Annotated in this window: 9 protein-coding genes; 4 read left to right on the top strand and 5 right to left on the bottom strand. The window is 61.8% G+C overall.

The window, feature by feature from the left end; genetic code table 11:
- Positions 1-112: 112 nt before the first annotated feature.
- Both VME63_RS01410 and VME63_RS01405 read left to right on the top strand, forming a co-directional pair.
- Complete coding sequence (locus VME63_RS01410; protein ID WP_325429491.1) at positions 113-1,567, top strand: MFS transporter; 1,455 nt, start codon at positions 113-115, stop codon at positions 1,565-1,567.
- A 43-nt stretch (positions 1,568-1,610) separates the two neighbouring features.
- Positions 1,611-2,810 carry a cation:proton antiporter gene (locus tag VME63_RS01405; protein WP_325429489.1) on the top strand — a complete coding sequence of 400 codons (1,200 nt, stop codon included), beginning with the start codon at positions 1,611-1,613 and terminating at the stop codon, positions 2,808-2,810.
- Here the strand turns inward: VME63_RS01405 and VME63_RS01400 are convergent.
- The 5 genes from VME63_RS01400 to VME63_RS01380 all read right to left on the bottom strand — a co-directional run bounded on the left by VME63_RS01400 (position 2,780) and on the right by VME63_RS01380 (position 12,436).
- Positions 2,780-4,207 (bottom strand): deoxyribodipyrimidine photo-lyase, encoded by a 1,428-nt coding sequence (locus tag VME63_RS01400; RefSeq protein WP_325429487.1) that lies wholly within the window; start codon positions 4,205-4,207, stop codon positions 2,780-2,782. The two genes, VME63_RS01405 and VME63_RS01400, sit on opposite strands and share 31 nt — an antisense overlap.
- A 19-nt stretch (positions 4,208-4,226) precedes the next feature.
- Positions 4,227-7,289, bottom strand: coding sequence for an efflux RND transporter permease subunit (locus VME63_RS01395; protein ID WP_325429485.1), 3,063 nt, complete (start codon positions 7,287-7,289; stop codon positions 4,227-4,229).
- On the bottom strand, positions 7,286-8,362 hold the full coding sequence (locus VME63_RS01390) for an efflux RND transporter periplasmic adaptor subunit (protein ID WP_325429483.1): 1,077 nt from the start codon (positions 8,360-8,362) through the stop codon (positions 7,286-7,288). The genes VME63_RS01395 and VME63_RS01390 overlap by 4 nt, the downstream gene beginning before the upstream one ends.
- Complete coding sequence (locus tag VME63_RS01385; protein WP_325429481.1) at positions 8,359-9,630, bottom strand: TolC family protein; 1,272 nt, start codon at positions 9,628-9,630, stop codon at positions 8,359-8,361. Before VME63_RS01385 ends, VME63_RS01390 begins: the two co-directional genes overlap by 4 nt.
- A gap of 292 nt (positions 9,631-9,922) precedes the next feature.
- Positions 9,923-12,436 carry a TonB-dependent receptor gene (locus tag VME63_RS01380; RefSeq protein ID WP_325429479.1) on the bottom strand — a complete coding sequence of 838 codons (2,514 nt, stop codon included), beginning with the start codon at positions 12,434-12,436 and terminating at the stop codon, positions 9,923-9,925.
- Positions 12,437-12,698: 262 nt separating this feature from the next.
- Here VME63_RS01380 and VME63_RS01375 point away from each other — a divergent pair, with 262 nt between their 5' ends.
- A complete protein-coding gene (locus VME63_RS01375; protein ID WP_325429477.1) occupies positions 12,699-13,340 on the top strand; it encodes a Pr6Pr family membrane protein in 642 nt (213 codons plus the stop codon).
- A gap of 31 nt (positions 13,341-13,371) precedes the next feature.
- Complete coding sequence (locus VME63_RS01370; protein ID WP_325429475.1) at positions 13,372-13,920, top strand: hypothetical protein; 549 nt, start codon at positions 13,372-13,374, stop codon at positions 13,918-13,920.
- Positions 13,921-14,272 lie beyond the last annotated feature (352 nt).

Below are 14,272 nucleotides of genomic sequence, written 5' to 3'. Positions count from 1 at the left end.
CCGCGCTGGCAGCCGGCTTTTGCCGCCCTTTTCCCAAGCGAGCGCAGCCTATGCCATGCCGGCATGGCTTCCATTCACGCAGTTAGCTGCCATAGCAGGTATCATAGCAGGCATGCCCCCTCCGTCTGTCGCTTCCTCCACCATCGCCGATGCGGCCGCCGGGGAGTTGGACAAACCGTCATCCCGCCAGCGCTACCGCGGCCTGATCTGGCTGGTCGCGGCCGCGTTCTTCATGCAAGCGCTCGATTCCACCATCGTCAACACCGCGGTTCCGGCCATTGCCAACGCGCTGGGCGAGACGCCGCTGAACATGCGCAGCTCGCTGACCAGCTATGTGCTGACGCTGGCCATTCTGATTCCGGCAAGCCCATGGCTATGCGATCGCTTTGGCACCCGGCGGGTGTTTGGCGTAGCGATCAGCGTGTTTGCGATCGGCTCCCTGCTCTGCGGCATTTCGCAGACGCTGCCGGAATTGGTGCTGGCGCGCGTACTGCAGGGCTGTGGGGGCGCTGCACTGATGCCGGTGGGGCGTTATGTTCTGGTGCGCACCATCGACAAACGCGATTTCGTGCAAGTGATGAGCACCGTCGCCACCTTCGGTTTGCTCGGTTCCGTGCTGGAGCCCCTGCTCGGCGGGGCGCTGGTGCAGTACACCAGTTGGCGATTGATCTTTCTGCTTAACGTACCGGTCGGGCTGGTGGGGTTGTGGCTCAATCGGCGCGAGATGCCCGAATACCGGCTTGAGCATGCCAACCGCTTCGATCTGCTGGGTTTCCTGTTGTTCGCCGCCGCCTCGGCCTTGGCGCTGACGGCATCCGAATTTGCCGCGGACGAGACCGTTCGCTGGGGGCAAATGAACGCGTTGATCGTGCTGGCCATCGCATTCGGCGCCGGCTATGTGTGGCATAGCCGCCGCGCCGCGCACCCGGTGGCGGACCTGCGCCTGCTGCGCGTGCGCAGCGTGTGGGTATCGCTGTCGGGCAGTCTGCTTACGCGTCTTGGTGTCAGCGGCATGTTTCTGCTGATCGTCCTTTTCCTGCAGATCGGCTGCGGCTGGTCGCCGCTGATGGCCGGCTTGATGATGGTGCCGCAGGCGATCGGCTCGATCAGCGCCAAATGGTTGGTGAATCGCCTGCTCATACGCATGGGCTATCGAAACATGCTGTTTGCGAACACGTTGATCGTATCGCTGCTGCTGGCCACGTTCGCCCTGCTCGGCCCGCATACGCCGGTACCGTTGATCGTATTGCTGGTGTTTGTCTACGGTGGCTTCGTGGGCATGCAATACACCAGCATGAATACGTTGATCTACACGGACCTGGACATCAAGCACGCGTCGATGGCTTCCTCCATGGCCTCGACCACGCAATACCTTTCCATGAGTTTTGGCATCGCCATGGCGACCCTACTCATGCAGACGGTGCTGCACGGTCACGGCGAGGCGGCCGACTATGTGGTGGCATTCCGTTGGACGGTCGTCATCCTGGCGATCATCACTGCGGGAGCGAGCCGGATCTTTGCCAGCCTCCAAAAGAGGGCGAACGTACCAGTGTCATCCACCGCCTGAACGAGTAGCATGTCCGGATGCACGAGATCGAAGGACTCCGACCATGCACCACGCCAACGAAATCCTGTTTTCCCTGTTCATCGTCTTCGTCGCCGCGCAAATCGGCGCGGAGATCGCGCAGCGGTTGAAGCTGCCCGGCGTCGTCGGCGAAATCGCCGCCGGATGCATCATCGGCCCTTCAGTGTTGGGCTGGATCACGGTTCAACAGATCGGCGAAGGTACACCGCTGGATGTGCTGTCCGAAATCGGCGTGGTGCTGCTGCTGTTCTCCGTAGGCCTGGAAACACGGCTGGAAGATCTCAAGAAGGTGGGTAAATCGGCCATGCTGGTCGGTGTGCTCGGCGTGCTGCTGCCGTTCGGCATGGGCACGTTCTGGGCGCATGCCAGCGGCTATGACTGGGACAGGTCGCTGTTTGTCGCCGCCGCATTCGTGGCGACCTCCGCAGGCATTACCGCCCGCGTGCTGCAGGAGTTGGGCGTACTGCAGCGCGTGGAAAGCAAAGTGATACTCGGCGCGGCGGTAATCGACGATATTCTCGCGATGCTGCTGCTGGGCGTGGTCGTGTCGCTGCAGGGCGGCGAAGGCTTGAAGGCTTCCAACCTGGTGCTGGTGCTGGCTGGTGCAATGGGTTTCATCGCCGTGATCGGCTGGGGCGGCACGCGCGTCATGCGCTGGAATTCGGACTGGCTGGAAAAACCGCGCAGCGCCCATTCGCCCCTGCTGATCGTACTGGCCCTATGTCTTGGCCTCGCCTACGTATCCACGCTGTTCGGTCTGGCGGCGATCATCGGCGCCTTCCTTGCCGGCATGATCGCTTCGGAAACCCGCCAGCAGCACACGCTCGAGCATCAGCTACAGCCCTTGCTTGCCCTGCTTACGCCGTTCTTCTTCGTGCTGACGGGGAGCAAGATCAATCTGCAATTGCTGGGCAGCGCGGATGCGTTGATCGCGCTGGCGGTGGTGACGGTAATCGCCGTCGTGTCCAAGCTGCTAGGCGGCTTCCTGGGAGCACTGTCGCTGGGGCGCCTGGGCGCATCCATTGTGGGCTTCGGCATGGTGCCGCGCGGGGAAGTGGGTGTGGTCATCGCCAGCCTTGGCCTCGCCGCGGGGGTCTTCAACGATCAGATGTACGCGATCATCGTGGCGATGTCGCTGCTCACGGCGATGATCACGCCGCCGATACTTGCCGTGTTGCTCAAGCGGGCCGTCGATCAGCCATTGGGCGAAGCTCGCGACGCTTGATAGGCCGCCAGCGCGGATTGCCGCGATTGCCCTAGATCGACCATGGGCAGGGGATAGCCGCTGCGCTTGAGCCGTGCGGGATCTTTCCAGGGTTCGTGCAGGCAGGCGTCCGGCGCGTCGGCCAGTTCCGGCAGCCAGCGACGCAGATAGACGCCTTTCGGATCGAATTTCTGCCCTTGCGTCACCGGGTTGAACACGCGGAAGTAAGGTGCCGCATCGGCGCCGCAGCCGGCCACCCACTGCCACCCCAGGGTGTTGTTGGCAAGATCGGCGTCCACCAGCGTATCCCAGAACCAGCGTGCGCCATGCCGCCAGTGTTGGCGCAGGTTTTTGGTGAGGAAGCTGGCCACGATCATGCGTACCCGGTTATGCATCCAGCCCGTGTGCCATAGCTCGCGCATGCCGGCGTCGACGAATGGAATGCCAGTACGCCCTTGTTGCCAGCGTTGAAGCTGGGCATCGTCGTCGGCCGCCCACGGAAATGTTTGAAATCGTGCGCTGAAATTCTCGGTCGGTGTGGTCGGAAAGTGATACAGAAGATGGTGTGCGAATTCGCGCCATCCCAATTCGCGCAGGAAAGGTTCCAGGTCAGGGCGGCGCTTCCGGTCGCGCGCCTGCAGCATGGCGCCCAGGCCATGCAGAATCTGGCGCGGCGTGATTTCACCGAAGTGAAGATGCGGCGATAGCCGGGATGTGCCGTGTCGAGCGGGGACATCCCGTGCAACGGAATAGTCGCCCACCGCATCGTCCGCAAACAATTCGAGCATGGCATGCGCGCCCTTCTCGCCGGGCTCCCAGGCATCGCGCATGCCTTTGTCCCACGCAACGGCGGGTAACAAGCCAAGCGCCGACAGCGGCAAGCTGTCTTTCAAGGAAAGCATGCGCAGAGGCAAAGGCACAGGCAGGGGTTTGACGTCTTCGACCAGCGGACGCAGCTTGCGCCAAAAGGGTGTGAATACCCGGTAGGGTTGTCCATCCTGCGTGGCAAGCTGCCAAGGTTCATGCCAGAGCGCACCGCCGGAACTGTGCGCCGCCATGCCGTGCTCGCGCAACGATGCCTTGATCTGGCTATCGCGCGCAACCGCCGCCGGTTCGTACAAGCGGTTCCAGTAAACGGCCTCGGCGTTGCTTTGTCTGGCGACCTCCAGCAGCGTCGCCAGGCTATCGCCCTGGCGGATGTGCAACGAGCCGTGGTGCCGCCGAAGGCCGTTGTCCAGCGCATGCAGCGCGTGATGCAACCACCAGCGGCTGGCGGCGCCGGGCATCCAGCCGCCCTCTTCCTGCGGTGCGTGGATGTAGAGCGGCAGCACCACGGTGTGATGGGCGCACGCATGGTGAAGTGCCGCATTGTCCGCCAGGCGCAGATCGCGCCTGAACCACACGATGGCGATGCTCATGCCGTCAGTGTGGCGGGAATCAGCGCGAAGTCAAAGTGGCACTTTCCATCCGCGAGCGCACCAGTGCCGCATACAGCGCCGGCATGGCCAGCAGTACCAGCGGCACCTGCACCAGCAGGCCGGCGATGATCGCCACCGCCAGCGGCTGTTGCATCTGCGACCCCGAGCCCAGGGCCAGGGCAAGCGGCAGCAAGGTCAGGATGGCGGCCAGCGTGGACATCAGGATCGGGCGCGCCCGATGCTGGGCCGCAGTCAGCAAGGCCTCGTGCAGGGGCTGCGTCGCGGCCACCTCGTCCAGCTCCGAAAAGTAAAAAATCGCCACCTCAGTGACGATGCCCACGATCATCGTCATGCCCATCATCGCGGAAATATTCAACTCGATGCCGGTGATCCACAGGCCGATGAAGACCGCCCCCATGGCCAGCAACGGCATCAGCAGGATCGCGATGGCGACGCGGAAGCTCTCGTACAGGAATAGCAGCAAGGTAAACACCAACGCAATCGCGGCCAGCAGTACCACTGTCAACCCGCGAAAGGCCTGTTGCTGCTGCTGGTACAAACCACCGAGCTGGTAATACATCCCCTTGGGCAACAAACCGGGCCGGGCCAGCATGGCTTTCACATCGTCCACCGTCGCACCCATGCTGCGGCCGGCAATGCGGCCGGTCACCGCCACCATGCGCTTGAGGTTGTTGCGCGTAATTTCAGGCTGTCCTTGCACCACCGTCAAGGTGGCGATTTGCGAAAGCGGCAGTAGATGTCCATCGGCCGCACGGATCGGCAACGCGGACACTTGCTCCAGATGCCGATACGAGGACACCGGCAAGCGCACGCGTACGCCCACTACCCGCCCTTCCGATGGCAGTTGCGCCGCCACGGTGCCATCGATCGCCGCCGTAACCTGGTCGGTCACCGCCTGGGGATCCAGGCCCAACAGCGCGGCCTTGTCCGGATGCACCGTCATGGTGAGCGCGTCGCCAGCCGGATTGATACCGTCGAGCACGCCATTGACGCCCTTGATCTTGCTCAACGCGTCAGCCACACGCCGCGCGGTATCGTTGAGCAGATCGGCGTTGTCGCCGTAAAGCTGGATTTCGATCGGTTCGGGCACCGCCACCAAGTCGCCGATCATGTCCTCCATCAGCTGCGACACGTCGACATCCAAACCCGGCACCTTCTGCTCGACCTCCTTGCGGATGTCGTTCATCACCTCATCGGTGGCGGGACGCGCACCTTGCTTGAGGCGAACGAAAATATCGCCGGTGTTGGCCTCGGTCAGCCAATCGCCCAGCTGCAGGCCCGTGCGGCGTGAGTACGTATCCACGTAAGGATTGGATCGAATGATGTCTTCGACCTGATGGAGCAGGCGTCCGGTTTCTTCCAGCGAGGTACCCGGCTTGGCAACATAGTCGAGAGTAAAGCCACCCTCGTCCATGGCTGGCATGAAGCCGGTGCCTACGCGGGCATACGCCAACGCCCCCACGCCCAACAGCGGCAACACCAAAACCAACATCCAGGCCGGACGCCGCAGCCATCGCCGCAATACACCCCGATAGCCGCCGATCAATCGCTGCAACGCACGGCTGGGCGCACGATCGGCAATGTGCCCACGCTCGAGCAATTGTTCCGACAGCAACGGCACCACCAACCAGGTGAGCAGATAGGAGATCACCAGTGCGCTGGCCATGGTGAGCGACAATGCCTTGAAGAAGGCTCCGGTGATGCCGGTGAGCAAGGCAAGCGGCAGAAAGATCACCACCGTGGCAGCGCTGGAACCGGTAAGCGGTCGCGTGAACTCCCCCGCTGCATGCGCGATGCGTTGGCGCACATCGCCTGAAGCATCGTGCAATCGGCGCATGATGTGCTCCAGCATCACCACCACATCGTCGATGATCAGCCCCACGGCGGCGGCCATGCCGCCCAGGGTCATCATGTTGAAGCTCATCCCCAACGTGCGCAGCAACAGTACGGTGATCGCGAGCACCGTCGGCACGACGATCATCGCCACGAGGATCACACGTGTGTTGCGCAGAAAGACGAATAACACCAGGCCGGCCAGCACGATGCCGACCACGATCGCATCGCGCACGCTTGCAGCCGCCCCGCTGACCAGCTGAGTCTGGTCATACCAGTTGGCGACCCTGACACCGGGCGGCATCTGCGCGGCGTAGTCATGCAGGCGCTGTTTCACGTCGCGGGCGATCTGCACGCTATTGGCATCGGGTTGCTGGAAGATCTGCAGCAGTACCGCATCCTGGCCATCGGCGGTGACGCGAATCCATTGCGGCACGTGACTGAGCGTAACCTCGGCAATATCGCCCAGGCGCACGACGCTGTGGCCATCGGCGCGTACGACGATATCGCGCAGCGCCGCCACCGTACCCGGCTGGTTATCGGCCAGCAGCAGATACAGTTTGTAGTGGTCACTGACATGCCCCATCGCCTGAATGGTCGCCGCGTGGGTGACCGCGGCGGCGACCTCGACCAGACTGAGATCGAACGCGCGCAACTTGCCAGGATCAACATCGGCGTGGAACTCCGCCACTTCGCCGCCCTGCACGCTTACGTGCGCAACACCCCGGACGCTACTGAGCAGAGGGCGCAGTTGGTACTGCGCTATGTCGTAAAGCGCACTGGGCGATACCGTATGCGAACGCAGGCTATAGGCCAGCATTGGAAAGGCGGTCGGATCCATGCGCCGGCTCGTTAGTACCGTTCCCGCCGGTAATTGAGGCAGCACCTGGCTGGCGGCGGCATTCACGTCGCCCAGGGCTCGGCTCATGTCCGTGCCCCAATCGAAGGTCACGGCAATGTCGGCGCTGCCGCGGCTGGTGGTCGAGCGCACGTCGCGCACGCCGGGTACGCGGCGTAGCGCATCTTCGATCGGCGTGGTGACCTCGATCGCCATCTGGTCCGCCGGCCGGTCGCCTGCGTCGAGCGAAAGCTGTACGCGCGGAAAGGCAACGTTGGGGAACAATGCGACCGGCATGTAGATCGCGCTGGCGATGCCGCCGATCGCCAGCATCAATACCAGAAACCACAGCGAACGCCGATGGCGTTGCGTCCACGCTGCAACACTCACTTGGACGGCTCCCGCTGCTCGCGCACCGCATCGCCGTCGTTCAATTCGTAATTACCGAGCACAATGACGGGTGTCTTGGCGTCCAGAGCGCCTTCTACTCCCACCGTATCGCCCGCGGGATGCTTGAGCGTAACGTCAATGCGTTTGGCGTTGCCGTGATCGACGGTGAAGACGTAGTCGCCCTTGTCGTCATGCAGCACCGCATCGCGTGGCAGAGCCCAAGCCGTGTAGCCGGTCGTATCGATGCTGGCGCGCACCGCAGCACCTGCCACCAGCGTGTTGCCCGCATCGGGCGGCAAGGTCACCAGAAGCGGCACCAGATGCGTCTGCGCGTCGATCGACTGGCCGACCATGAAGACCTGCCCTTTCCATACCTCGTCCGAACCGTATTCGGCCTGCACTTGCACGGACATGTCCGGCCTCAGGCGCGGCGCCTGTTCGGGTTGCACAGCCAGGCGCGCGATGAGTTCATGCGCCGGCGTGAAGGACATCAACGCGGCGCCAGCCTGGAATCGATCGCCCCGATTAACGTCCAGCGCCGTGACCACCCCATCACTCGGTGCACTGACGACTTCCAGGGCCGCACCGCCGCCAAGTGCGCGCTGTGCTTGCAAGCCTGCTTGCGCATCGTCGAGCGCCTTGCGCGCGGTGGCCAATTGCGATTGCGTCGCCAGATGTTGCGCCACCATCTGCTCGGTGCGCTTGAACTCGCCGCTCGCCAGCGTCCATGCACTCTCCGCTTGACGATAGGCATTGCGCGCAACGGGATCGGGAACGACGTGCAGCAACGCCTGGCCCCGATGCACGTGCTGTCCGGCTACCGCATCCAGCGCCCCCACCAGGCCACCGTGGCCCAGGCTGATGTTGGTCGCGCGATGCGGATCGCCTACCGCGTTGCCCCATGCCTGAATCGTATCGTGGAACGTCTGACTGATCGGCAGCGTGGTGGTGACCAGCACCTGGCCACTCACATCGGCGGCATCATCGGCATCGCCCGCGCCGCCGCTACCGCATCCACCTAACAAGGCAAGCATGGCCACCAAGGCGGCATTGGTCAGCAAAAATCGATTCATGATTTTGGGTTAGCCGATGGAGACGGTTGAAGATCGGTATCGCCGAGCAGGGCTTGAAGCGCGATGGCCTCCTGCGACTGCCGGTCGCGCGCGGCGATGAAGTCCATGTCGGCGCTCAGTGCATTGGCGCGGATCGAAAGATACGTGGGCCAGTCGATCAGACCCTTCTGCCAAGCGGCGTCCGCTGCACGCCTGGCCTCGTCCATGCGTATGGACTGACGTTGCAGTTGATCGCGCTGGCGGCCCAGGGTTTCAAGATCCGCCGTCAACTGCGCGATATCGCTGCGGGTAGTGAGCAGACGGTCATCGTAATCGTCTTTTAGCTGCTGGCGAGTGGCTGTTTCAATGCGGATGTTGCCGCGGTTGCGGTCGAACAACGGCAGCGTAAGGCCGATGTTGATACCGTGCGACAGCACGCCGTTGTTGTCGCTTTGACGATCGACACCCAGATTTACGGCGGGAAACTGCGCACGGATGGCACCGCGCAAGATTGCTTCCTGCGCCTTGTAACCGGCTTGCAGAGCCAGCAGATCCGGACGTCTTTGCGGCAGGCTGGCCAGCGCCGCCTGCACTTGTTCGACGCTGGGCGACGCCTGGAACGGTGCGCCCACCAGATCAAGCGAAGCATCCGGCGCAAGCCCCAGTAGCAACCGAAGATCGTGTTCGGCCTGATGCAACTGCACAGTGACATCCGATAACCGTTTGCTGGCGTCGGCATAGGCATTGATGCCGGCGCTGGCCGCATCATGCGTGAGGTTGCCATCCTGGTACGCGTCGCGCACGTAGGCGTCGATGGGCGCGAGCGCGGCCTGCTCCCCGAGGAGTTGCCGCTGCTGCGCACGCAGGGAGTTCACCTGATTGAACAGCAGTCGCGCCTGCGCGATGGTCTGCCATTCTGCCCACAGCAACTGCAAATTCACTTGTTCGGCCTGGCCGTTGGCGGCGACCTTGCGCGTGGAGCGCAGCAACAGGCTGGTGATGTCTTCGCTGATGCCATAGGCGTACGACGTCGTATAGCCGGGCTGGGCGTGGTCGAGAAACTCCCGGTTGATGGAAATCTGCGGGTCGGGCAACAGCCCCGCCGCGAATGCCTGCGCCCGCGCAATACCCAGTTGATCGCGCAACAGGCGCAGGTCCGGGTTATTGACCACGGCGAGCATGGCCACATCCGTCACGTCCAGGCCATGGGAAGGGTCGAACGGATGCGTGCGCAGCGCCGGCAAGGGCATGTCCGCGGCATTCACCGTGAGCTGCGAAACATCCTTCACCCCCTGCCCCTGACTCAGTGGCAACGGCAAATAGGTCGCGCAGGCGCCCAGCGCCAACACGCCGCCCGCTACGGCCGCCCGCCACAGGCACCCGCCGAACGCCGCCTTCTGATGAGCCCGAACCCTGAACGACCGCACCCAAACGCCTCCAGCCCCATAGCCGATATCGGCGCGAGACTAGCCGTTTTGGCTTAGCGCTAACTTTGCAAACGGTTCATCGCCCGATGAATTTTCAGCCCGGGCTCATGCTTCAGGCACTTGCCGACATGACGTCCGGGCTGGTGGTGCCAACTCAGAAATGGCCGGAAATACTTACGCCATAGGTGCGCGGCGGGCCGGGAATATAGGTCGGCAAGTCAAACTGCGCACCGGTGTTGCCGGCGTCGATCAGGTACTTCTTATTGGACAGGTTGTTGGCGAACAGGCCGACGTCCCAACGGTTTCGGTCGAAGGTCACGCCGATCCGCAGATTGAGCAGGCCATAAGCGCCCTGGGTGAAGGTTTCCGTAGCACCGCCGTCCTCGAACCATGTCTTGGAACGCCACGTGTAGCTCGGCCGCACATAGCCAAGATAATCATTGTTGAGCGGGATGCTCCAATTCATGCCCACGGCGGCAGTGACATCCGGCGCGAGGCGCAGATGGTCGCCATCGAAATCGTCTTCCGCGGGCGTACCCGCAGCCGGACTACCGTAGCGCGCATGCTCGTAGGCGGCATTGAGAAAGACGTTGAAGTTCGGCGTAAATGCTTCCTGCAACGAGGTCTCGATGCCCGGCGCCGTGGCGCGCCCCGAATTGACCGTGATGTACTGGGCGTTCTGGTACACCTGGCTCTGGAAGTTGGTGTATCGGTAGTAGTACGCGGAAACGTCGTAGGCGAACTTGCCCTGATCGGCCGAACCCTTGATGCCTGCCTCGTAGTTCATCAGTATTTCCGCCGGCAGGATGGTCTTGGTGTACCCCAGGGCGGGAGCTGCGTTGACGTTGAAGGTGAGATCTTCCGGACGTCGGCCGCGCGACACGCTCACATACGTATTGGTGTCGTCGTTGATGTGATAACTGCCGATCAAGCGGCCCACGACCGAATTGGTCGAGGTCGCGTTGGTCAGCAGGCCATGAGTTGGCGCAAAAATGTCATTAGGCGCGGTCACGCCATCGAGTCCGAGCGGGCCCACGCCAAGCAGTTCGCCCAGCTCCGCGAACGCAGGTCCGATGACGGCTGCGTTCTTGCCGGTGGCGTTGTATACCTCATAACCGGCCCAGATCTGCTCATGCGTGGCGCGCAACCCCGCGGTGAGGTCGAACTGATCGGTGACGTGAAAGGTACCGTCCGCGAAAAACTCATAAGAACGCGAGCTGCCGCGATTGGTATAACCTTCGCTCTCATCGGGATTAAGCGGGATACCCAGCACCGGAAACTTGGTCTGCGACAGATTCGGCTGGTAATTGGCGGTGAGCAGCGATGGATTGCCGAACACATCGTCGACCAGCCCAAGGTATTTTCCGCCGTCGAGGCTTTGGGCCAGTTGTTTGACCAAGGGCGTGATCGCCGTCAGCAGGCTGCTTTCATTGGTCGTGAACGGCACGGTCTGGTGGCCGTTTTCGTAGAAAAAGTCTACGCCGAAGAAACCGGTGAAGCGGCCGCCGCTGTCATAGTTCATGCGCAGCTCTTGGCTGAGCTGGTGCTCGCCCTGGCTGTTGCCAAACTGCAGCACCGGCGCCTGCGTGCCGGAAGCATTGAAGTTTTCATCGGAGTCATACCTGCGCAGACCCGTCGTGCTGGACAAGGTCCAGTCGTCGTTGATGACGAAGCTGCCCAGGCCGGTGAGACCGGTGATCTTGCGGCGCACGCCAAGCTCGTTGCCGCCATACAGCGATGCCTCGCCATAAATGTTGGTCGAACCGTACACGTTGGGCAATGCGCTGCGGAAATCGGTACCCGGCGGTGCATCGCGTTCGTAACTGGCGATGATGTCGTAGAAGCTGTTGCCGTCCAGCTTGATATGCAAGCTGGCGCGAATCGCCTTGGTGTCGGCGCCATCCAGCCGGCCGCCTTCGGTATTGGCGATGTAGCCATCGTGCGAGTTGTCGTAAACGGCAACGCGCGTGTCGACGCTGGAACTGATCGGCGCGTTGAAATAACCGGTAAACAGATAGCTACCGTAGTTACCGGCCTGTGCGGTGAAGCCGCCCGAGGTGGTGTCGTTGGGGCGATTGGAATTAAGCGCAAACGCACCGCTTTCTGCCGCACGGCCGAACAGCGTTCCTTGCGGGCCGCGCAACACTTCAACGTCGGCCATGTCGTACAGGGCAACGATCGAGCCGCTCTGGCTACTGATATCCACACCATCCTGGAACACCGAAACGCGCGAGGGCGTATTGGCAGCGGTGTCGTCGATAGTGACGCCGCGGATCGACAGGCTCGGCGTGTTCGGGCTTTGCACCTGCACCTGCACGCCTGGTACGTAGCGGCCAAGATCGTCCATGGAGGTGATGCCGTACTGCTTGAGAAAGTCCCCCGATAGCGCGGTAATCGCCGCCGGCACATCCAGCACCTGCTGCTCACGCTTCTGCGCGCTGACCACGATGGTGTTGAGATTGACGACCTTCGACGATGCGGACTGGCCAACCGTCGTGCTGCTCGCTTTTGACTTGCCTGGCGTCTGCGTACGAGTACTTGCGGCGCTGCTGTCGGTAGCTTGCGCGTGCAGCGCGCATGGCATTCCCAAGAGCGCCATCTGGATGGAAAGAGCAAGCCAACGGCGGCTTGCCACCTGTGCCTTGCGGCAAGTGGCCTGGTGCGACATGCGGTGGATTCCCCTTAAGTTCTTGCGTTTGAAACGCATTGAAAATGCCTGATTTTTTTATCCTCACCAACGGTTATGACATGCACATGACGACGTACGCACCTCACTTGCGCGCCAGGCAAGCGTAGGCGCATGCCGAACGCAGCGCCATGGACTTTGCTGCAGCCATTTTTTGTACCCCACTTTATGACGCAACGTTGGCCTGTTCACGGGTCGAGCGCCCGCTCTATGATCGTCCCGTTTCCGCATGGGTGGCATCGGTATGGACGTAACGGATGGCAAGGCCAGGAACCTGGCGGCCTTGACGGCGGCCGTCGGCGGCTTTGCGCTAGTGCTGCGCTTGTATTTGACGCTACACGATGGCACTAGCGTGGCCAAGGGCCTGATCGATTACTTCGGATTTCTTACCGAATGGACCAATGGCCTGGTGTTTCTGGCCATGGCTACTCCGCTGCTGGCACCTCATTCAAAGGCTGGCCGCTTCTTCATGCGCAAGGACGTCATCGGCTGGGTGACATCCAGCATCCTGTTCGTAGGCATCGCCTATTTCCTGCTGCTGAGCCGGAATGGACCGAAGGAAGGCCTCGGCTGGCTGGCCAACGTATTACTGCACTATGCCGTGCCAGCCATGGTCGCCATCTATGCCGCCATCGGCTTGCGCGGAACAGCGCTGCCATGGGCTGCACCTTTGTGGTGGGCGTTGTACCTGATCGTCTACTTCATTTATGCACTGATTCGCGGCGCGCTGATCGACCGCTATCCGTATGGGTTCATCAATGTTGACCGGCTCGGTTATGCCATGACGGTGCGCAATGGATTCATGCTGCTGCTGGCATTTCTCCTGCTGTCGTATGCGTTGCTGTTGATCTGGCGTTTCGCGCTGGCAAGAAATCGCGCGGCATGAATAGGCAAGCACACTTTCATCGGAGGTAAAAATGCCGGTGTATTCCATTGAAATGGGCCAGGGCGTGATCGCACGCGCCACCGAGCTTGCAGTGATCACCACGGCTTTGTACTCGTGCACTTTCATTGCCGGTATCAATGCTACCGTAGGGTATGCCGGCGCCTTCCATTACCCTGCGCTGGCCCTGTTGACCTTTGGCGAACAGGTGCACGCCTCCACGTTAGGGTCGCGCACATACCAGGCGCTGATGGCTCAACGCCAAGACATCAAGAGCGACATGCTCGACTGGCTCAGGACATTGCGCCCCACCGAGATCGTGTTTGCATCCGGCAAGTTGCGCGCCTCCTACGACTTGAGCCGGCTTGAACAGTGGTGCACAGCGCACAATCCCGGCCTGATATATGACTTCCAGATACAGACGTCCGCCGCGATGGTGGCTACGGACAAAGGCATGGAAGTGGGAAAACACACCGACCTGGAATCGCGATACCGCGATTTATTCAAAGCCGAGCACTACAACCTGCACAGTAGCAACGCAGGCAACTACAACGGCTATTTCCTGTTTGGACGCAAACGTTAGAACAGGCGTCCTGGCTGCATGAAAAGGAAAGGCGCCGTGATGGTACTCTCTACAATCGCAATGGACGCCGTATTGTCTTCCGGTCCGGCATAGGCAAGGCGATTGCCAGCAGGCCCACAGCACAGCCACGACGCGTAACTTGCCCCCTGAATTTCCCCCGATTGATTGCGATTGCTCTACAACTCGCTGGGCAATCGCACGCGGTTTGTGGCGAACTTGAAGGTGCTGTTACGCACAAGAGGAGGCAGCAGCACATCGGATCGCCAGGATGACTTTCCGGAAACGACGTGACGTCACCTTGTCGAAGCGGCACCTGACGCCCCGGAACGTACTCACCCCTGGGGTTACTCTC

It is taken from the genome of Dyella sp. (assembly GCF_035503745.1).
Lineage (GTDB): Bacteria > Pseudomonadota > Gammaproteobacteria > Xanthomonadales > Rhodanobacteraceae > Dyella_B.
The sequence above is the reverse complement of the archived record's forward strand: the minus strand, read 5'-3'. Positions and strand labels throughout refer to the sequence as shown.